The 19,433-nt window shown below is 69.6% G+C and carries 17 protein-coding genes and 1 tRNA gene; 10 read left to right on the top strand and 8 right to left on the bottom strand.

From position 1 onward, the window contains the following. Window positions 1-32: 32 nt before the first annotated feature. Window positions 33-3,116 (top strand): FG-GAP-like repeat-containing protein, encoded by a 3,084-nt coding sequence (locus tag OG819_RS11340; RefSeq protein ID WP_266649211.1) that lies wholly within the window; start codon window positions 33-35, stop codon window positions 3,114-3,116. Between the two features lie 672 nt (window positions 3,117-3,788). On the opposite strand, the gene OG819_RS11335 is transcribed toward OG819_RS11340, so the two are convergent. The 3 genes from OG819_RS11335 to OG819_RS11325 all read right to left on the bottom strand — a co-directional run bounded on the left by OG819_RS11335 (window position 3,789) and on the right by OG819_RS11325 (window position 5,870). Next, a tRNA-Pro gene (locus OG819_RS11335) sits at window positions 3,789-3,862 on the bottom strand. A gap of 28 nt (window positions 3,863-3,890) precedes the next feature. After that, the gene (locus OG819_RS11330; protein WP_323138158.1) at window positions 3,891-4,691 is read right to left on the bottom strand and encodes a Pr6Pr family membrane protein; all 801 of its coding nucleotides are present in this window, start codon (window positions 4,689-4,691) and stop codon (window positions 3,891-3,893) included. A gap of 252 nt (window positions 4,692-4,943) precedes the next feature. Next, a complete protein-coding gene (locus OG819_RS11325) occupies window positions 4,944-5,870 on the bottom strand; it encodes a metallophosphoesterase (RefSeq protein WP_266627061.1) in 927 nt (308 codons plus the stop codon). Between the two features lie 153 nt (window positions 5,871-6,023). On the opposite strand from OG819_RS11325, the gene OG819_RS11320 reads away from it, so the two are divergent. Beyond that, the gene (locus OG819_RS11320; RefSeq protein WP_266627063.1) at window positions 6,024-6,488 is read left to right on the top strand and encodes a GatB/YqeY domain-containing protein; all 465 of its coding nucleotides are present in this window, start codon (window positions 6,024-6,026) and stop codon (window positions 6,486-6,488) included. A gap of 207 nt (window positions 6,489-6,695) precedes the next feature. On the opposite strand, the gene OG819_RS11315 is transcribed toward OG819_RS11320, so the two are convergent. Next, window positions 6,696-8,993, bottom strand: a complete 2,298-nt coding sequence (locus OG819_RS11315) for a transglycosylase domain-containing protein (protein ID WP_266649209.1) — start codon at window positions 8,991-8,993, stop codon at window positions 6,696-6,698. Between the two features lie 407 nt (window positions 8,994-9,400). On the opposite strand from OG819_RS11315, the gene wblA reads away from it, so the two are divergent. Further along, window positions 9,401-9,739: a transcriptional regulator WblA gene (wblA, locus tag OG819_RS11310; RefSeq protein ID WP_028799159.1), complete on the top strand. Its 339-nt coding sequence runs from the start codon at window positions 9,401-9,403 to the stop codon at window positions 9,737-9,739. Between the two features lie 193 nt (window positions 9,740-9,932). On the opposite strand, the gene OG819_RS11305 is transcribed toward wblA, so the two are convergent. After that, window positions 9,933-11,342: an ArsA family ATPase gene (locus OG819_RS11305; protein ID WP_266649207.1), complete on the bottom strand. Its 1,410-nt coding sequence runs from the start codon at window positions 11,340-11,342 to the stop codon at window positions 9,933-9,935. Further along, window positions 11,339-12,316, bottom strand: a complete 978-nt coding sequence (locus OG819_RS11300; RefSeq protein WP_266627069.1) for an ArsA-related P-loop ATPase — start codon at window positions 12,314-12,316, stop codon at window positions 11,339-11,341. The genes OG819_RS11305 and OG819_RS11300 overlap by 4 nt, the downstream gene beginning before the upstream one ends. A 95-nt stretch (window positions 12,317-12,411) precedes the next feature. Here OG819_RS11300 and OG819_RS11295 point away from each other — a divergent pair, with 95 nt between their 5' ends. The 4 genes from OG819_RS11295 (at window position 12,412) to OG819_RS11280 (ending at window position 14,847) form a co-directional block, all read left to right on the top strand. Then, a complete protein-coding gene (locus tag OG819_RS11295; RefSeq protein ID WP_075033571.1) occupies window positions 12,412-12,573 on the top strand; it encodes a DUF4177 domain-containing protein in 162 nt (53 codons plus the stop codon). Beyond that, window positions 12,570-13,040: a RidA family protein gene (locus tag OG819_RS11290; RefSeq protein WP_266431976.1), complete on the top strand. Its 471-nt coding sequence runs from the start codon at window positions 12,570-12,572 to the stop codon at window positions 13,038-13,040. Before OG819_RS11295 ends, OG819_RS11290 begins: the two co-directional genes overlap by 4 nt. A 110-nt stretch (window positions 13,041-13,150) precedes the next feature. Further along, window positions 13,151-14,020: an NUDIX hydrolase gene (locus OG819_RS11285; RefSeq protein ID WP_266627071.1), complete on the top strand. Its 870-nt coding sequence runs from the start codon at window positions 13,151-13,153 to the stop codon at window positions 14,018-14,020. Beyond that, entirely contained in the window at window positions 14,017-14,847 is an 831-nt protein-coding gene (locus OG819_RS11280) for an MBL fold metallo-hydrolase (RefSeq protein ID WP_266649206.1), read from the top strand. Before OG819_RS11285 ends, OG819_RS11280 begins: the two co-directional genes overlap by 4 nt. A gap of 135 nt (window positions 14,848-14,982) precedes the next feature. Here the strand turns inward: OG819_RS11280 and OG819_RS11275 are convergent, their stop codons facing one another. Next, window positions 14,983-15,657, bottom strand: a complete 675-nt coding sequence (locus tag OG819_RS11275) for a Crp/Fnr family transcriptional regulator (RefSeq protein ID WP_006382668.1) — start codon at window positions 15,655-15,657, stop codon at window positions 14,983-14,985. Window positions 15,658-15,993: 336 nt separating this feature from the next. Here OG819_RS11275 and nth point away from each other — a divergent pair, with 336 nt between their 5' ends. The 3 genes from nth to OG819_RS11260 are packed head-to-tail and all read left to right on the top strand — an operon-like array spanning window position 15,994 to window position 19,178. Beyond that, on the top strand, window positions 15,994-17,079 hold the full coding sequence (gene nth / locus OG819_RS11270; protein WP_266627076.1) for an endonuclease III: 1,086 nt from the start codon (window positions 15,994-15,996) through the stop codon (window positions 17,077-17,079). A 52-nt stretch (window positions 17,080-17,131) separates the two neighbouring features. Further along, window positions 17,132-17,965, top strand: a complete 834-nt coding sequence (locus OG819_RS11265) for a CoA pyrophosphatase (protein WP_266627078.1) — start codon at window positions 17,132-17,134, stop codon at window positions 17,963-17,965. A gap of 13 nt (window positions 17,966-17,978) precedes the next feature. Then, entirely contained in the window at window positions 17,979-19,178 is a 1,200-nt protein-coding gene (locus OG819_RS11260; RefSeq protein ID WP_266627080.1) for a MarP family serine protease, read from the top strand. A gap of 27 nt (window positions 19,179-19,205) precedes the next feature. Here the strand turns inward: OG819_RS11260 and OG819_RS11255 are convergent, their stop codons facing one another. Further along, a complete protein-coding gene (locus OG819_RS11255; protein ID WP_075033566.1) occupies window positions 19,206-19,385 on the bottom strand; it encodes a hypothetical protein in 180 nt (59 codons plus the stop codon). Window positions 19,386-19,433 lie beyond the last annotated feature (48 nt).

The following is a 19,433-nucleotide window of genomic DNA, read 5'->3' as shown; positions in this document are numbered from 1 at the left end:
GCCTTCGCCTTATGTCTTCCGAGAGGTCCTGCGTGGCCAGACGTTCCCTCATACGCGGCGCTGTCGCCGCCGCCGTGTCAATGACGCTCGCCTCGGGCCTGGCACCGCTGACGGCTGGTACCGCGTACGGTGAAGCGGTCCCCGGGGAGGTGGTCGTCCCTGCCACCACGGCCATGGTCCCCCGGACGAGCCTGCTGAGCGCAGGGCCCTCGGGGTTCCTCCGCTACGAGTCCGACGGCGGCTATCTGTGGACGAGCTACGCCGGTGCGGACACGGTCGTCGACGCCTCCGGCACGGACCCTTTCGGCACCCCCGACTTCGGTGCCGGCTCGGATGTCGTCGCCCGCTACGACGACACCTCCAGGACCGTGACACTGCGGGACATGTCGACCGGTGAGTCGCGTACGGTCACGCTTCCCAGCGGACACCGGTACTGGAACACCCTCGGGTCGACGGTCGTGACGATCGCCGGATCCCTGGGCACCGACGCCGCCTTGCATCTGCTCGACCCGCAGGACGACGGCTCTCTCACGGACCGTGCGGTGGAGGGCCTCCCCGACGTCATCGACGACATGTACGAGGTCAACGCGGCGCTGGGCGATGCGCACGGTCAGGTCGTGCAGTACCGGAGGGGCATGGTGAGCCACGCCGGCTGGCTCGATGCCGACCAGGGACGGTGGATCCCGCTGCCCTACAACGTGGATCTGACTCCGGGGCATATCGCGGTCACTCCCACCCATCTGATGTGGTGGCAGGACGGGACCGTCTCCATCTCCTCCCGCCAGGACCTGACCGCAGCCCCACGGACGGTGCCGCTCGCCGGCGACGGGCAGCTGCACGGCATGATCGGTGACACCCTCATCGTGTCCCGTTACGACTCCTCCCTGGGCCGCTACGACTACTTCCTTCCGGTCTGGCGGGTCGAAGCCGTTGCCCTCGACGGCTCCACGACAAAGACGCTGCTGGCCAGGTCGCGCGGGCTCGCCCTGCCCACTCCCGACGGCCGTCTCCTGGTACCGGGCGGGTCCGACACGGACCACTGGGGCGTCTCCGTCATCGAGGCCGCCGACGGTGGCGGAGTGACCCTCCACGGGATCGCCGACGCCCACCCCCAGCAGACCGTCCACCAGGTCTCCCAGCTGACCCTGACCCAGGGGCGGCTGAACACTCTGGAGCGGGACCCCGCGCAGGAGAGGACCTTCCTCTACACCCGCGACGCCGGCGTGGCCGGCTCCCTCACGGTCGGGACGCGCACCGTCCGTGGCCCGGTGCCCGCGGACTACGACAACTGCTGGAACGGGGAGTGCCCGAGCCTCCAGGACACCGGTGACGGCCGAACGGTCGTCACCGGCCTCAACCGCGGCGGCCCCACCGCCGACCTGCAGCCCCAGCTCCTGGGGCCGACCCAGTCCCTGCCCGGCACCCGGATCGACAGCTCCCGCACCTACATGCGGACCGCGGCCGCCACCGGTCGTTTCGCCGCCCTGATGGGACCGTACAAGGGCACCGGGCACGAGATCCGGGTCATCGACGTCGACAGCGGGCGCACGGTGTTCACCACGATGGAGAGCGTCGTGGCGATGTGGGGCACCACCCTGTGGGTGCGGGACAGCAACAACAGCGTGGTCCCCGTCGACGTCCTGACCGGGCAGCGCGGCACTCAGGTGTGGTTCGGGAACGGGTGCCTCTTGGAGGACCTCCAGGCCGTCGGGCGGTGGCTGCTGTGGACCTGTGTGGGCTCCGCGGAGGGCCAGGGCGTCTACGACACCGTCAAGGGGACGAACCTGCGGCTGATCGACGGGCCTGACTGGGGGCGCGCAGGGCTCGGTGACGGCTTCGTCGTGACCGAGGAGGACGGGCACCTGAAGGTGACCGATGTCCGCAGCGGGACACCGGTGTCGCACACTGCCGGGGAGTTCGAGCGTTGGCGTCCCTGGGACGTCGACCCGTACACCGGCGTGATCGCCCACGTCGGCGGGGACAGCGGCATCCACCTAGTCCCCAGCGGCGTCCCCGTCTCCGTCCTCTCCCAGCTCGACGCCACCGTCGTCACGTCGGTGGACGTCAAGGGAGGAACCGGGCAGTGGAGCCCTAAGTGGTGGCTGAACAAGCCGGCCGCCTCCTGGAAGCTCGTGATCACGAACAAGGCGACCGGCAGGGCCGTCCGCACCCTCTCCGGCGGCCTGGCGCGCGGCCTGGTGAGCACGGCGTGGAACGGCAAGGACGGATCGGGCCGGCTGGTGCCGAACGGGGCCTACACCTGGACGCTGACCGCCACGCCTGCTGACGGGCAGGGCGCCGGTCTTACCAAGTCCGGGACGGTGAAGCTCAGCGGCGGCGCCGCCGTGCCCCGGGACTTCATCGGCTCGGACGGCTTCGGCGAGCTGCTGACGCTGAACGGCTCGGGTGCCCTGACCTACCACCGGGGCGACGGCGCCGGGAAGTTCTCCACCAAGACCACCGGTTCCGGCTGGCCGACGACCGTCAAGGCGGTGCCGTACGGCGATCTGAACGGCGACCGGTGCAACGACGTGCTGGTGCGGTTCAGCAGCGGCGCCCTGCGCGCGTACAAGCCGGGCTGCGGCAAGGCGCTGACGCCGTCGACGCCGTACACCTCGCTCGGTACCTCGGGCTGGAACCAGTACGACATCCTGACCTCGCCGGGGGACATCACGGGTGACGGACGTGCGGACCTGATCGCGCGCCAGTCCTCGACCGGAGACGTCTACCTTTTCAAGGCGACGAGCACCGGCAAGCTTTCGGCGCGCACCAAGCTCTACTCCCGGTGGACCGGATACAAGAAGATCGTGGGCGCGGGCGACCTGAACGGTGACGGTCGCGGCGATCTGCTCGCCCAGGACAAGTCCAACGAGCTCTGGCGCTACGAGGGCACCAGCTCGGGCACGTTCAAGGCCCGGGTGAAGGTGTTCAACGACTGGGGAGCGTCCTACAACGCCGTCGTCGGTGTCGGAGACATCACCGGTGACGGCAGGGCGGACCTGGTCTCCCGCGACACCTCGGGCAACCTGTGGCGCAGCACCGGCAACGGTAAGGGCTCCTTCGGGGCGCGCTCGAAGATCGCCACCGGCTGGCAGGGGTACAAGGCCCTGTCCTGAGCCCGCTGGACGACCAAGCCGTGGACAGGGCCTCCTCAGCATTTGAGGAGGCCCTGTCCACGAGCAGGTGGTGCGGCGGCCTGGCGGGCGGCTTCGGCCTGCGGGCGTGCCGGCGCTTGGCGTGCCAGCGCCCGGCGGCGGTGGTGAGGAAGAACAGGGTGTCGATCAGCATCGCCGTGGTCGCGCCATCCTCGCCTCCACCCCAGCGCCGGCCACCGCTTGGCGGACGGTCTCGTGTAGCTCTTCGCGCGCGGTGCGTTCGCGGCCTTGGCGTTTCGCCTTGTGGCGCTCGGCGCTGGAGGGGCGCTTGGCAGCCCGAACGCCCGGTGCGCCCGGCCTCCCACCGGCCGCTCCGCCCCTGGGCGTGACGTGGCGCAGCCGGTTCTACGACGATGGCCTGATGGTCGGGAGGCGGGTTCCGATTACCTCGAACGCAGCCCGTCTTCTCCGATCTCGGCGGCAGGCACGAGAAGGGAGTTCGGTCGCTACGCATGCGATGGGGCGGAGCGGAGGAAGGCGGTGTCGTATGAGCCCAAGCTCGCGGCTGCCCTTTCCGGCGCCACGCGGCGACAGCTGTCCGCCTACGCTCTCGTCGCAGGGCCACGGTCTCCAGAAACCTGTCAGGGGCCTGATCCACTCGGTGGATCAGGCCCCTGACCTGGTACTTCACTGTCGGGGTGGCGGGATTTGAACCCACGACCTCTTCGTCCCGAACGAAGCGCGCTGCCAAGCTGCGCTACACCCCGATTGTCGCTGCTCTCGCGGCGACGTCGTTTACTTTAGCCCACTGGTGGCCGGAGACGAAATCCGGTTTTCGGGGCGTCGGCTGCGGTGGCGGAACGGGTCGGGGCGGACGTGGTCCAGGGCGATGACGACGAGGGCGAGGGCGTAGAAGGCGACGCCGAGGATCGCGGTGTTGCCGAGGATGCCCACGTAGCCGTGCCGGTCGACGTCCACGAAGGGGTAGAGGTAGCGCGTCGGCGTACCCGGCGGCAGCATCGCTCCGCGGGTGAGGGAAAAGGCCAGGTAGGCGAGGGGGTAGAGAAGCCACGTGGTCGCATGCCGCAGGGCGAACGGCGCCGGGCGGGTCAGCAGGAGCCAGTCGATCACCGCGGCGATGGGGATCGCCGTGTTCAGGATCTGGTTCGACACCGTCTGCCAGGCAGTGAGCGGGGCGATGCCCCCGGTCATGGAGAAGCCACTGGACGGGTCCGTCAGGATCAGGTGGTAGACCAGGCCCGTGATCGAGATGTAGAGCAGCGTGCCGCCGGTGAGGACCGCGGGCAGCGGGCGACGTGCCGTCCATGCCTGCCGGGCCGAGGCAGCGAAGACCAAGGCCACCAGCAGGTTGGCCTGGATGGTGAAGTAGCTGAGCACGTGGAGCGGGCTGCCCAGGCGCATCTCGATGGCCACGCCCGCGGCCGCGACGAGGGCGACCAGGAGGCGGAAGGTGGCCGCCAGGGGGCGGCGCACGGGGGTCGTCACCGCCGTCGCCGGGACGACAGAGGGGACCGGCGGGGGGATGCCCGGTATCGCGGGCAGGTCGGGTATGTCCCTGGGGAGCGGGGCGATCATGTCCCCACGCTAAGCACGGGGGGCGAATCGGGCGATATGGGTCACCCGGGTGGGTGACGGCGGGGCGCTGACCTGCGCCCCATCAACATCGACAGTAACTTCCACTTCGACATCGACATCGACTTCGGCTTCGACGCCTTGATCGCTCCGCCCGGCGCCGCCGCCGACCACCCCTCACGCTCGACGGCCCTCACGCTCGACGGCCACACTCCGGCCGACCCGTTTCCGTTCGCCCTGCCGTCGTCGTCCGGCCTACTGCCGAGCGACCAGCGTCAGCAGTGACGCCTCCGGCGGGCACGCGAACCGTACCGGCGTATAGCGGTTCGTGCCGCAGCCCGCCGAGACGTGCAGGTATGACGTCCGCCCCTCCGCCGTATGCGTGGACAGGCCCTTCACGCGGTCCGTGTCCAGGTCGCAGTTGGTGACGAAGGCGCCGTAGAAGGGGAGGCACAGCTGGCCGCCGTGAGTGTGGCCGGCCAGGATCAGGGGATAGCCGTCCGCCGTGAACGCGTCGAGCGAACGCAGGTACGGGGCGTGGACCACGCCCATCGAGAAGTCGGCCGACTCCGACGGGCCGCCGGCCACGCGCGCGTAGCGGTCCCGCTTGATGTGCGGGTCGTCGAGGCCGGTCAGCTCGATCTCGGCGCCTTCTATCTTGAGCGTCCCCCGGGTGTTCGTCAGGTTCAGCCAGCCCGCCGTGTCGAAGCCGTCGCGCAGGTCCTCCCACGGGTTGTGGATGACACCCACGGCGGGCTTGTTGCCGTTCAGGCCGTGGTGGCCCTTGGACTTCTCCAGCAAGTACCGGGCGGGGTTGCGGAGTTTAGGGCCGTAGTAGTCGTTGGAACCGAAGACGTACGCACCCGGGAGCTCCATCAACGGGCCGAGCGCGTCCAGGACTTCGGGGACGCCCTCCGGGTCGGAGAGGTTGTCCCCGGTGTTGATGACGAAGTCGGGGCGCAACCCGGCCAGCGAGCGCAGCCAGCGCTGCTTCTTGCGCTGACCGCTCACCATGTGGATGTCGGAGACCTGCAGGACACGGAGCGGCCGCATGCCCGGGGGCAGGACCGGGACCGTCACCCGCCGGAGGCGGAACGAGCGGGCCTCGAAACCCGCCGCGTACAACAGTCCGGCGGCGCCCACCGCCGTGATTCCCAGGGGTACTCCGTATCGCGCGCGCATACGTCCATCGTGTCAGACCCCGTCACCCTCCCCGTGCACCCCTGTGGACAACCTCGAACCTGTGGACATTCTCGCGCCCGTCGACGGCGCGTCCCGGGCGCGGCGCTGAAATCAGCAGGCGACCGCCGCACCACACCTGCGACAATCGACGGCATGACCACGCTCAAGTCGAAGCTGCAGGAAGACCTCAACTCCGCCATCAAGGAGCGCGACGAGCTCCGCTCCTCGACGCTCCGGCTGACCCTCGCCGCGATCACCAAGGAAGAGGTCGCCGGCAAGACGAAGCGCGAGCTCTCCGACGACGAAGTACAGAAGGTGATCACCCGCGAGGCGAAGAAGCGCCGCGAGGCCGCGGACGCCTTCGCGCAGGGCGGGCGTCCCGAGTCGGCCGAGCGGGAGAAGGCGGAGGGGGAGATCCTCGCCACGTACCTGCCCAAGCAGCTGTCCGACGACGAGCTCCAGCAGATCGTCGCGCAGGCCGTCGAGGAGGCCAGGGCGGCGGGTGCCGAGGGGCCGCGTGCCATGGGTCAGGTCATGAAGATCGTGAACCCGAAGGTCGCGGGGCTCGCCGAGGGCGGCCGGGTCGCCGCCGTGGTCAAGAAGCTGCTCGCGGGCTGAGCCCCAGAGGGACCAGACCCAGCGCCAGTAAAGCAGCAGAAGCAGTAGTAAGCAGTAGTAGAACTCCGTACCTGTACCCGTACCCCGGTACCTGTACCCGTACCCGCTTGCTCACCGAACGCCGTCGGCCTCGGCGCTCCCCCGACTGGGGAAGCGCCGAGGCCGACGACTGTGCTGGGCCGTTCTCGGCCGGCGGTCGTCACGGGGTTACCCGTTACGCCCCCCGTTGCCGTTGCCGTTCTGTCCCTGGATGAAGCCCGAGGGGATCGAGAACGAAGGCGTCGGGAACCCGCCACCGTTCGTGTCACCGTTGGCGCCACTGATCGTGTTCCCGTTGATCGTGTTGCCGTTGGTGGTGTTCCCGCCGTTCGCGTTGCCCCTGTTGTCGCCGTTGTTGTCGCCGTCGGTCGGGCCCTGGCCGTCGTCCTTGGGCTTGTCGTCCGGAATGTCGACGAGGTTGAAGGACGGGGAGTTCTTGCCCGAGAGGGCGCCGGTCATGGCGTCCTTCCAGATGGGGCCGGGCACCTCACCGCCGTAGACGAGGGGGCGGAAGACGCCGCCGATGCGGATGTTCGTCATCTTGACGTTCTGCTTGGGGCTGCCGACCCAGACAGCGCCCGACAGGTTCGGCGTGTACCCGACGAACCAGGCGTTCTTGCGCTCGTCCGTCGTACCCGTCTTACCGGCGTTGTCGCGGTCGGAGAGACCGGCCTGCTGACCCGTACCGGAGTCGATCACGCCCTGGAGCAGTGTGTTGACGGTGTCCGCGGTCTTCTCGGACATGGCCCGGGAGCAGGTCGACTTCGGGACCTCGAGCGACTTCTCCTTGCCGTCGGCCTTCTGGGTGATCGACTCGATGGCGATCGGCGTGCAGTACATACCCCGGGAGGCGAAGGTGGCGTACGCGCTCGCCATGGTCAGCGGGGAGATGCCCTTGGAGCCGAGGGTGATGGCGGGCACCTCGGGCAGCTTGTCGCCGTTGCCCTGCACGACGTGCAGCTTGTCGGTCATCTTCACCACGGGGCAGATGCCGATGTCGGAGATCATCTGCACGAAGTAGGTGTTGACCGACTTGGCCATCGCCGTCTTCAGCGCGTACGGGCCCTTCTCCTCGGTGCTCTCGTTCGACAGCTTCTCGTTGATCAGGTTGGTCCAGGGCTTGCTGCTGCACGTCTGTACGGGGCTGGGGTAGAGCATCTCGTACGGCGACGAGTAGTGCTGGGTCGCCGGCCGCCCCTCCTCCAGCGCGGCCGCGGCCACGAACGGCTTGAAGGTCGAACCGGTCGGGAAGCCGAAGTTCGAACCGCCCATGTCACGGTCGACCGAGTAGTTGTACTCCGTCTCGTTCTTCCCGTAGCCGTACGGCCTCGACTGGCCCATGCCGACGATCTTCCCGGTGCCGGGCTCGACCAGGGTGGCCGCCGTGGCGACCGAGTCCGACTTGTTGACGTGGGACTTGATCGAGGACTGCACCGACTCCTGCGCCTGCGGGTCGAGCGTCGTACGGATGGTCAGGCCGCCCTGGTTCCAGACCTTCGCCCGGGCCTCCTTGGTCTTGCCGAAGACCGGGTCGGTGAGGAACACGTTCTCCACGTACTTGCAGAAGAAGCTCGCGCCCTTGACCGCCGTGATGCAGCCGTTCTTCGGCCGGCTGACCTTCAGGCCCAGCTTCGCTTCCTTGGCCTTGTCGGCATCCTGCTGGGAGATGTCGTGAACCTCGGCCATGCGCTGCAGCACGGTGTTGCGCCGCTTGGTGGCCTCCGCCTCGTCGTTCACCGGGTCGTACCGGCTGGGCGACTGGACGATGCCCGCGAGCAGCGCCGACTCTTGGAGGTTCAGGTCCTTGGCGGGCTTGGAGAAGTAACGTTGGGCGGCGGCCTCGACGCCGTAGGCCTGCTCGCCGAAGAACGTGATGTTCAGGTAGTTCTCGAGGATCTTCTTCTTGCCGAGCTTCTCTTCCAGCTGGATCGCGTACTTGAGCTCGCGGACCTTGCGGCCGAGGGTCTGCTGGGTGGCCTGGGCGACCTTCGTCGGGTCGTCGCCGGCCTCCTCCACGAAGTAGTTCTTCACCAGCTGCTGGGTGAGCGTGGAGGCGCCCTGGGCGACCCCGCCGTTCTGCGCGTTCTGGTTCACGGCGCGCAGGACGCCCTTCAGGTCGATCGCGCCGTGCTGGTAGAAGCGGGAGTCCTCGATCGCGACGATCGCCTTCTGCATGTACGGCGAGATGTCCTTGAGGTCGACCACCGTACGGTCGCGCGAGTACACCGTCGCGATCTGACCGCCCTTGCTGTCCAGGATGGTGGTGCGCTGACTCAGCGCGGGACTCTTCAGGTTGTCGGGGATCTCGTCGAACCCCTGGACGGAACCCTTGGCCGCGAGACCGAGCGCGCCCGCTGCGGGCAGCGCGATTCCGGCCATGACTGCTCCAGCGAGCACGCTGACACCGAGGAACTTGGCGGCCTGTTGCGTTGGCGACAGACCACCGCCCGAGCGCTTCTTTGGCATGGGGGCAGCCTACGTTCTCATTCGCCGGACACGCGTATATGCCTTGGCCTAAGCTGCTCTCAACTGTCACAGCAGTATGGCCACGTATCAATACGTCCGGCGACCCCGAATCGTTCCGGAGGTTCCCCAACTTTTTGGGGAGGTCGTGTCCGAATCAGCCTCATGCGTCACCAGGTGTCCGTTGTGACTCAACTGAACTGTCCCGGTTTGCCGGGATACTCACGTATGTCCGCCGCTCACTCCCCCGGGTGATCTGCCGCTTACGCATAGTCCGTTCGGGCCATTCAAGATTGGGCCCGCAGGGGGTGTTGCGCTGTGCCTGCCTTCCGTAACGTCCTCAACTGGCGGCGGTGAATATGCCGCTGCCGCCGTGGGGGAGCCTCGATTCGGGAGAGGACGGCGCCGGTATGGGCTGGGTAACCGACTGGAGTGCGCAGGCGGCCTGCCGCACTACCGATCCGGATGAACTGTTCGTTCAAGGAGCAGCGCAGAACAGGGCGAAGGCAGTGTGCACCGGATGTCCGGTACGCACGGAGTGCCTCGCCGATGCGCTCGACAATCGCGTCGAATTCGGCGTGTGGGGTGGCATGACGGAGCGGGAGCGTCGCGCACTGCTGCGCAGGCGTCCCACCGTCACCTCGTGGCGTCGCCTGCTGGAAACCGCGCGTACGGAGTACGAGCGCGGCGCGGGCCTGCTGCCCCTCGACGAGGAAGAGGTGTACGAGCGCTACGCGGCGGTGGGGTGACGGTGCCACGGAGGGCGTCCCGCGGGGCCACCTCGGCCCGCGTCGGACCCACCCGTCGCCTCGGACCCACCCGCCTCAGGCCATCTCAGGCTCAGCCATGAGCCCATGACTCAGGCCTGGCCGCGAGTTCATGACTCAGGTCTGATCACGAGCCCATGACTCAGGTCCGGCCCGGGCCCGTGGACGGCGCCGCTCAGGCGCCGGCTTCAGGCAGCTCCGGCCGGTTGGCCGCGAGCCGGTCTCCGATGTTCCGCAGTCCTGCGAGATCGTGTACGTCGCCGGGCAGCGCGGCCACTTCGGCAACCGCCACCTCCGGGTGGAGCGCGGCGAAGCGGTCACGCGTGTGCTGCTCGCGGGAGAGCAGCTGCATGCGCTCGGCGTGCAGCCTCAACAAACCTGCGGTGAGTTGTTCGACGGTCCGGTGTCCGTGCGGCGGCGTGTCGGTCGGCGCGTCGGCCCTGTCCGTGGCGTCTGTGCTGTCCGTGGCGGCGGGGGAGCCTTCATCGGAACCGTCGGAGCCGGCTGGACCTTCGGAGCCGTCGGGAGCTGATGTCTCGGAAGCGGGAGATTCTGAACTGCCGTACGTGTCGGGAGAGTTACGAAGTCCAGCTTTCCCGCCCGCCTGATCCACAATGCGGGCGTCGTCAAGATTTTCCGCGGCCTCGGCATCGAGATTCTCCGCCGCTGCGAGCGCCCGCTCGGCGGACAGCTGGGCGGCACCGCTGCCGTGCACCCGGTTGAGCACGAGGCCGGCGAACGGCATGTCCTCGGCCGCCAGCCGTTCCACGAAGTACGCGGCCTCGCGCAGCGCGTCCCGCTCGGGGGCCGCCACCACCAGGAACGCCGTCCCGGGCGCCTGGAGCAGCTTGTACGTGGCGTCCGCGCGCGTACGAAAGCCCCCGAACGTCGTGTCCATCGCCGCCACGAACGTCTGCACGTCCTTGAGGAGTTGTCCCCCCAGCAGCTTCCCCAGGGTGCCGGTCATCATCGACATCCCGACGTTCAGGAACTTCATCCCCGCACGCCCGCCCAGCTTCGCCGGGGCCGTGAGGAGCCGGATCAGCCGTCCGTCGAGGAAGGACCCGAGCCGCTTCGGCGCGTCCAGGAAGTCGAGCGCCGAGCGCGACGGCGGCGTGTCGACGACGATCAGGTCCCACTCGTCCCGGGCCCGGAGCTGGCCCAGCTTCTCCATCGCCATGTACTCCTGCGTGCCCGCGAAGCCCGCCGAAAGCGACTGGTAGAAGGGGTTGTTCAGGATCGCGGCCGCCCGCTCGCCGTCCGCGTGCGCCTCGACGATCTCGTCGAAGGTGCGCTTCATGTCGAGCATCATGGCGTGCAGCTCGCCGCCCGCGGAGTCGTCGATGCCCTTCACACGGCGTGGGACGTTGTCGAGGGAGTCGATGCCCATCGACTGCGCGAGCCTGCGCGCCGGGTCGATGGTGAGCACGACCACCTTGCGGCCCCGCTCGGCGGCGCGCAGCCCCAGGGCCGCCGCCGTGGTCGTCTTGCCGACGCCGCCCGAGCCGCAGCACACCACGATGCGGGTCCTGAGGTCGTCGAGCAGCGGGTCGACGTCGAGTACGCGGGCAGGGTCGAGACTCATGAGATCCCTTGAGTGCGCAGTTCCGTTGCGAGCTCGTACAGGCCCGCCAGGTCCATTCCCTCAACAAGCAGGGGGAGTTCGTGCAGCGGCAGGTCCTGCTCGGTCAGGACGGCGCGCTGCTCGCGCTCCAGGGTGTGCCGCTCGGCGTACTCCTCGGCCTGTTCCAGGAGGGGGCCGACGAGCCGCTCGGCGTTCCCGCCGCGACGGGCGCCGCCGAGTCCGGCCGCCGAGAGCGACTTGGCGATGGCGCTGCGTGCGACGGCGCCGGTGAGATCGAGGTCGACCTCGTCCAGGAGCGCGGGCCGCACCATGTTCACGATGATCCGCCCTACCGGGAGCTTCGCCGCCCGCAGCTCGGCGATGCCGTCCGCGGTCTCCTGGACGGGCATCTCCTCCAGCAGCGTCACCAAGTGCACGGCCGTCTCCGGCGATTTCAGGACGCGCATCACGGCCTGCGCCTGATTGTGTATCGGGCCGATCTTGGCGAGCCCCGCGACCTCCTTGTTGACGTTCAGGAAGCGCGTGATCCGCCCCGTGGGTGGCGCGTCCATGACGACGTAGTCGTACGCGAACCGCCCGCTCTTGTCCTTCCTGCGTACGGCCTCACACGCCTTGCCCGTGAGGAGCACGTCCCTGACGCCGGGGGCGATGGTGGTCGCGAAGTCGATGGCGCCGAGCTTCTTCAGGGCCCGGCCGGCGCTGCCCAGTTTGTAGAACATCTGGAGGTAGTCCAGAAGCGCCAGTTCGGGGTCGATGGCGAGGGCGTACACCTCCCCGCCCCCCGGAGCGACGGCGATCTTCCGCTCCTCGTAGGGCAGCGCTTCTGTCTCGAAGAGCTGCGCGATGCCCTGCCTGCCCTCGACCTCGACGAGGAGGGTGCGCTTCCCCTCGGTTGCGAGGGCGAGCGCGAGGGCTGCGGCTACCGTGGTCTTGCCGGTACCGCCCTTGCCGCTGACGACCTGGAGCCTGCTCACGTCTTCGAGCCTAACCAGTCCGCCGCCGTAGTACGCAGGAGGCTGTGGACAACGTGTGCGCGAGGCCCCCGGCGGCAACGGCTACAGTCGGCGACATGACCAAGTGGGAATACGCAACCGTGCCGCTGCTCGTCCATGCCACGAAGCAGATTCTGGACACCTGGGGCGAGGACGGCTGGGAGCTCGTCCAGGTCGTGCCCGGGCCGAACAACCCCGAGCAGCTGGTGGCCTACCTGAAGCGCGAGAAGTCGGCATGAGCGGCGCCGTCGAGGCGAAGCTCGCGGAGCTCGGCCTGACACTGCCGGACGTCGTTCCGCCGCTGGCCGCCTACCAGCCCGCCGTGCAGTCCGGTGTGTACGTCTTCACGGCGGGGCAGCTGCCGATGGTGGACGGCAAGCTTCCGGTCACCGGCAAGGTGGGTGCGGAGGTCACCGCCGAGGAAGCCAAGGACCTGGCCCGCATCTGCGCGCTGAACGCGCTGGCCGCGGTCAAGTCCGTCGCGGGCGACCTCGACCGCATCGCGCGCGTCGTGAAGGTCGTCGGCTTCGTGGCCTCGGCCTCGGACTTCACCGGCCAGCCGGGTGTCCTGAACGGCGCGAGCGAGCTCCTGGGCGCGGCCCTGGGCGACAAGGGCGTCCACGCCCGCAGCGCGGTCGGCGTGGCCGTCCTCCCGCTGGATGCCCCGGTCGAGGTCGAGATCCAGGTGGAGCTGACGGCGGTGTAGCCGGTCGGGGCCGCGCCCCGCACGGGAGCACGCGGCTCGGGCCCCCACCCCGGCCGGGGGATCCTCATGGGCCCCTCGAACATTCGCCCGGCTCGGGATAGCCTCCGGCCATGGCGAATGGGCAGTGGTATCCACCGGAGTGGCCCGAGCGGATCCGCGCGCTCGCGGAGGGCACGCTGACCCCGGTGCCCCCCAAGCGTGCGGCCACCGTCATGCTGCTCAAGGACACCCCCACCACGCCTGTGGTGCACATGCTGCGCAGACGCGCCTCCATGGCCTTCGCCGGAGGCGCGTACGCGTACCCGGGTGGCGGCGTGGACCCACGCGACGACGAGCACCAGATCCGCTGGGCGGGCCCCACGCGCGCGTGGTGGGCGAAAAGGCTCGGCACCGACGAGACGTCCGCCCAGGCCGTCGTCTGCGCGGCGGTCCGCGAGACGTACGAGGAGGCCGGCGTTCTGCTGGCCGGACCCGCCCCGGACACCGTGGTCGGTGACACCACCGGCGAGGACTGGGAGGCGGACCGAGCGGCCCTGGTCGCCCGCGACCTCTCCTTCGCCGAGTTCCTCGACCGCCGGGGACTCGTGCTCAGGTCCGACCTCTTGGGCGTCTGGACCCGCTGGATCACCCCGGAGTTCGAAACCCGCCGCTACGACACCTGGTTCTTCGTGGCCGCCCTCCCGGAGGGCCAGCGCACCCGCAACGCCTCCACGGAGGCCGACCGTACGGTCTGGATCCGCCCCGCGGACGCGGCGGACGGATACGACAAGGGCGAGCTCCTGATGATGCCGCCCACCGTCGCGACCCTGCGCCAGCTCATCCCGTACGGCAGCGCCGCCGACGTCCTCGCCGCCGCTCCCGCCCGCGATCTGACCCCCGTCCTGGCCAAGGCCCGCCTGGAGAACGGCGAAGTCGTCCTCGCCTGGCCCGGCCACGACGAGTTCACCAAGCACATCCCGACCGGTGGAGCCCCCGCATGACCGACGCCGCCGCCCTCCCCGGCCAGCCGCGAGGCGGGGTCCTCTCCGGCTCCGCCACCCCGCGCGCCGTCAACGTGCTCGCGTCCAACGCGTCCGCGATGACCCTGGACGGCACCAACACCTGGATCGTCTCCGAGCCGGACTCCGACCTGGCGGTCGTGATCGACCCCGGGCCCCTGGACGACGTACATCTGCGCAATGTCGTGGACACCGCCGAGAAGGCGGGGAAGCGGGTGGCGCTGACCCTGCTGACGCACGGGCACCCCGATCACGCCGAGGGCGCCGCGCGGTTCGCCGAACTGACGGACACGAAGGTGCGGGCACTGGATCCGGCGCTGCGGCTCGGGGACGAGGGGCTCGCGCACGGGGACGTCATCACCGTCGGCGGGCTCGAACTGCGTGTCGTGCCGACCCCCGGCCACACCGCCGACTCGCTGTGCTTCCATCTCCCGGGCGATCGGGCCGTCCTGACGGGTGACACCATCCTCGGTCGCGGTACGACCGTCGTGGCCCACCCCGACGGCCGCCTGGGCGACTATCTCGACTCGCTGCGGCGGCTCAGGTCCCTCACCGTGGACGACGGCGTGCACACCGTGCTGCCGGGGCACGGGCCCGTCCTGGAAGACGCCCAGGGCGCCGTCGAGTTCTATCTCGCCCACCGCGCCCACCGTCTCGCCCAGGTCGAGACGGCGGTCGAGAACGGCTACCGGTCGCCGGCCCAGGTCGTCGCGCACGTGTACGCGGACGTGGACCGTTCGCTGTGGCCGGCGGCGGAGCTGTCGGTCCGGGCGCAGATGGACTACCTCCGGGAACACGGCCTCATCTAGGGCCTGTCCGGCGCCGGGCGTCCGCACAGGTGGCACCGGCGACCGCCGGGGACACGAGAAGGGCCCCGCTGTACGGCAGGGCCCTTCAAGTGCGTCGAAAGTCGGCGCGCCGTGTGGTCTCGGCGCGCCGTGCGGTCAGCGCGAGCGCTTCGCGAGGCGCTCCACGTCCAGCAGGATGACCGCGCGGGCCTCCAGGCGGAGCCAGCCGCGGCCCGCGAAGTCGGCGAGCGCCTTGTTGACCGTCTCGCGGGACGCGCCGACCAGCTGGGCCAGCTCCTCCTGCGTCAGGTCGTGCACGACGTGGATGCCCTCCTCCGACTGCACGCCGAAGCGGCGGGAGAGGTCCAGGAGCGCGCGGGCCACGCGGCCGGGCACGTCCGAGAAGACCAGGTCGGACATCTGGTCGTTGGTCTTGCGCAGGCGCCGGGCGACGGCGCGCAGCAGCGCGGCGGCCACCTCGGGCCGGGCGTTCAGCCAGGGCTGGAGGTCGCCGTGGCCGAGACCGAGCAGCTTGACCTCGGTCAGCGCGGTGGCGGTCGCCGTGCGCGGGCCCGGGTCGAACAGCGACAGTTCGCCGATGAGCTCACCGGGGCCCAGGACGGCCAGCATGTTCTCGCGGCCGTCGGGTGAGGTGCGGTGGAGCTTCACCTTGCCCTCGGTGACCACGTAGAGGCGGTCACCGGGGTCGCCCTCGTGGAAGAGAGCGTCGCCGCGTGCGAGGGTCACCTCACTCATGGAGGCGCGGAGCTCCGCGGCCTGCTCGTCATCGAGCGCCGCGAAGAGCGGGGCGCGCCGCAGAACGTCGTCCACGAGTTCTCTCCTTGTCGACCTGCTCAGGGGATCTTGCTCCCCCGTGATACCAGGGGACCGTGTTCCCCATCTTGCTGGACGGTCCAAACAGTGTGATCAGTCACAAGTCTGCCGCACTGGCGTGCCGGGCAGTGCGGCAGGGGGCCAATTGGGGGCTGATCTTCTGGGTCCGGGGCGGATGTCGGTGGTGGGCTTTAGGCTGGCCGAGTGTCCAAATCGCCGGTGAGAGCACAGGCCAAGGGGGCTGGGCGGGTGGTTGTACGTCGCGATTCCGCTGTGGGCGAACAGAGCCCGGCCGGAAGTATGAAAACGACAAAAGCGGCAAAATCGGCGCCGGTGAAGCCGGTCACGAAGAAGGCCGTGAAGAAGGTGGCCGAAAAGGCGACAGCCACGACCGACAAGAAGACAGGCGTGGCCAAGAAGGCGACGGCCACGATCAAGAAGGCGGCGACCACGTCCACGGCGACCACGTCCACGAAGGCGACAGCCACGTCCGAGAAGAAGACGGCTGCCGCCAAGAAAGCGACGCCTGCCAAGACCGTTGCCAAGAAAGTTGCCAAGAAGGCGGTCCCCGCCAAGACCGTCGCGAAGAAGACGTCGCCGGCCAAGCAGGCGGCCTCTACCCGGACCGCCCCCAAGAAGGCGACCGCAGAGTCCCACGCCGCTCTCGTGCGCCGAGCCCGCCGTATCAACCGTGAGCTCGCCGAGGTGTACCCGTACGCCCACCCGGAGCTGGACTTCGAGAACCCCTTCCAGCTGGTGATCGCCACGGTCCTGTCGGCTCAGACGACCGACCTGCGGGTGAACCAGACGACTCCGGCGCTCTTCGCCAAGTACCCCACTCCCGAGGACCTCGCCGTGGCGAACCCGGAGGAGGTCGAGGAGATCCTCCGCCCCACCGGTTTCTTCCGGGCCAAGACGAAGTCGGTGATAGGGCTCTCCAAGGCCCTGGTGGAGGACTTCGGGGGCGAGGTCCCCGGCCGCCTCGAAGACCTCGTCAAGCTTCCCGGCGTAGGCCGCAAGACCGCCTTCGTGGTCCTCGGTAACGCCTTCGGGCGCCCCGGCATCACCGTGGACACCCACTTCGGCCGACTCGTGCGCCGTTGGCAGTGGACCGACGAGACCGACCCGGACAAGGTCGAGGCCGCCGTCGGCGCGCTCTTCCCGAAGAGCGAGTGGACGATGCTCTCGCACCACGTGATCTTCCACGGGCGCCGTATCTGCCACGCCCGCAAGCCCGCGTGCGGCGCCTGCCCCATCGCGCCGCTCTGCCCCGCGTACGGAGAGGGCGAGACGGACCCGGAGAAGGCGCGCAAGCTCCTGAAGTACGAGAAGGGCGGTTTCCCCGGCCAGCGTCTCAACCCGCCGCAGTCCTACCTGGACGCGGGCGGCATCCCGGCACCCCCACTGGGCGCCGGATGACGGAACGAACACCGCGCCGCCCGGCGTTGGGGAGAGCAGAACGGGGGTGGCGATGACGCACGCGAGCAACACGCACAGCAGGCACGACGAGCCGGAGACGCACCACACGCAGAACGAGACGGGCACACACCGCACGCGGAACGAGTCGGGTACGCACCACACGCACGACGGCCCCGGCGCGCACCACCGCACACACGAAGGCGCCGACTCGCACAACGGCCGGGTCCTGGTGACCAAGGACGGCCTGCCCCCCTGGCTCGACCCGGTGGTGCACGCCGTCGAGACCGTGGAGCCGCTCCAGCTGAGCCGCTTCCTGCCGCCGGCGGACGGCGCGGGGCGGCAGTCCGCCGTTCTCATCCTCTTCGGCGAGGGCGCCCGCGGTCCCGAGCTGCTGCTGATGGAGCGTGCCAGCTCCCTGCGCTCGCACGCCGGGCAGCCCTCCTTCCCCGGCGGCGCCCTCGACCCGGAGGACGGCGACCCGATGGCCGACGGGCCGCTGCGGGCCGCGCTGCGGGAGGCCGAGGAGGAGACCGGGCTCGACCCGAGCGGCGTCCAGCTCTTCGGGGTGCTGCCGAAGCTCTACATCCCGGTGAGCGGCTTCGTGGTGACCCCGGTCCTGGGCTGGTGGCGCGAGCCGACCCCGGTCGGCGTGGTCGATCCGGCCGAGACGGCCCGGGTCTTCACGGTTCCCGTGGCGGATCTCACGGACCCCGCCCACCGCGCGACGACCGTGCACCCCAGTGGCCACCGAGGCGCGGCATTCCTGGTCGAATCGGCCCTGGTCTGGGGCTTCACCGCGGGGATCATCGACCGCCTGCTGCACTACGCGGGCTGGGAGCTGCCCTGGGACCGCGAGAAGCAGGTCCCGCTCGACTGGCGCGCATGACAGGGTGGCCCCCGTGAACGTGCTGGACATTCTGTTGCTGGTCGCCGCCGTGTGGTTCGCGATCGTGGGCTACCGCCAGGGCTTCGTCGTCGGCATCCTGTCGGTGATCGGCTTCCTGGGCGGCGGCCTCGTCGCCGTCTATCTGCTCCCCGTCATCTGGGGTGCTGTGACCGACGACACCAAGGTGAGTACGACCGCCGCCGTCGTCGCGGTGATCGTCGTGATCGTCTGTGCCTCCGTCGGCCAGGCCCTCACCACGCACCTCGGCAACAAATTGCGCCGCTACATCACCTGGTCCCCGGCCCGCGCCCTGGACGCGACCGGCGGCGCCCTCGTCAACGTCGTCGCGATGCTCCTGGTCGCCTGGCTGATCGGCTCCGCCCTCGCGGGCACGACGTTGCCGACGCTCGGCAAGGAGGTCCGTGGTTCCAAGGTGCTCCACGGCGTCTCCGATGCTCTGCCCTCCCAGGCCGACACCTGGTTCGCCGACTTCTCCTCGGTCCTCGCGCAGAACGGCTTCCCGCAGGTCTTCAGCCCGTTCGCCAACGAACCCATCACCGATGTCCAGCCCCCCGATCCGGCGCTCGCGAACAGTCCCGTCGCCACTCGCGCCGAGAAGTCCATCGTCAAGGTGATGGGCACCGCGCAGAGCTGCGGCAAGGTCCTCGAGGGCAGTGGCTTCGTCTTCGGCGACCGCCGCGTGATGACCAACGCGCACGTGGTCGGCGGGGTCGACGAGCCCACCGTCCAGATCGGCGGCGAGGGCAGGAAGTACGACGCCAAGGTCGTCCTGTACGACTGGGAGCGCGACATCGCCGTACTCGACGTACCGAACCTGGACGCGCCCGCCCTCCAGTTCACCGCGAAGGACGCGGCGAGCGGCAACAACGCGATCGTCGCCGGCTTCCCGCAGAACGGCGCGTACAACGTCCAGCCCGCGCGCGTACGCGGCCGCATCACGGCCAACGGCCCGGACATCTACCACCGCGGAACCGTGCGCCGCGACGTCTACTCGCTCTACGCGACCGTGCGCCAGGGCAACTCCGGCGGCCCACTGCTCACGCCCGACGGCAAGGTGTACGGAGTGGTCTTCGCGAAGTCCCTCGACGACGCCAACACCGGGTACGCGCTCACCGCGGACGAGGTCCAGCCGGACGTCACCAAGGGCCGTACGGCCAATCAGCAGGTGGACAGCGACAGCTGCGCGCTCTGAGGGTGACGGATGGGGTGGTGCGGGGGCTCAGCCTCGTGGGTGACGCAGCCGTACCGAAACCCAGCGGGCCCGGCGGCGCAAAATGCGCGGGATCCCCACTTGGGGGTCCGCGCCCGGCAACTGCGGGGTGCCCCTCTGATGGGAGCTCAGGCCCGTCGCCGAGCGGCGGTTGCGTGGTGCGTCACTGTAGTCGTGCGTCCAGCCCATACCCCGACGTGTGCCCCTGCCCCAAGGTCGATAACCGTGCCCGAGCCC

This window comes from Streptomyces sp. NBC_01549 (genome assembly GCF_026339955.1).
Taxonomy (GTDB): domain Bacteria; phylum Actinomycetota; class Actinomycetes; order Streptomycetales; family Streptomycetaceae; genus Streptomyces.
The sequence above is the reverse complement of the archived record's forward strand: the minus strand, read 5'-3'. Positions and strand labels throughout refer to the sequence as shown.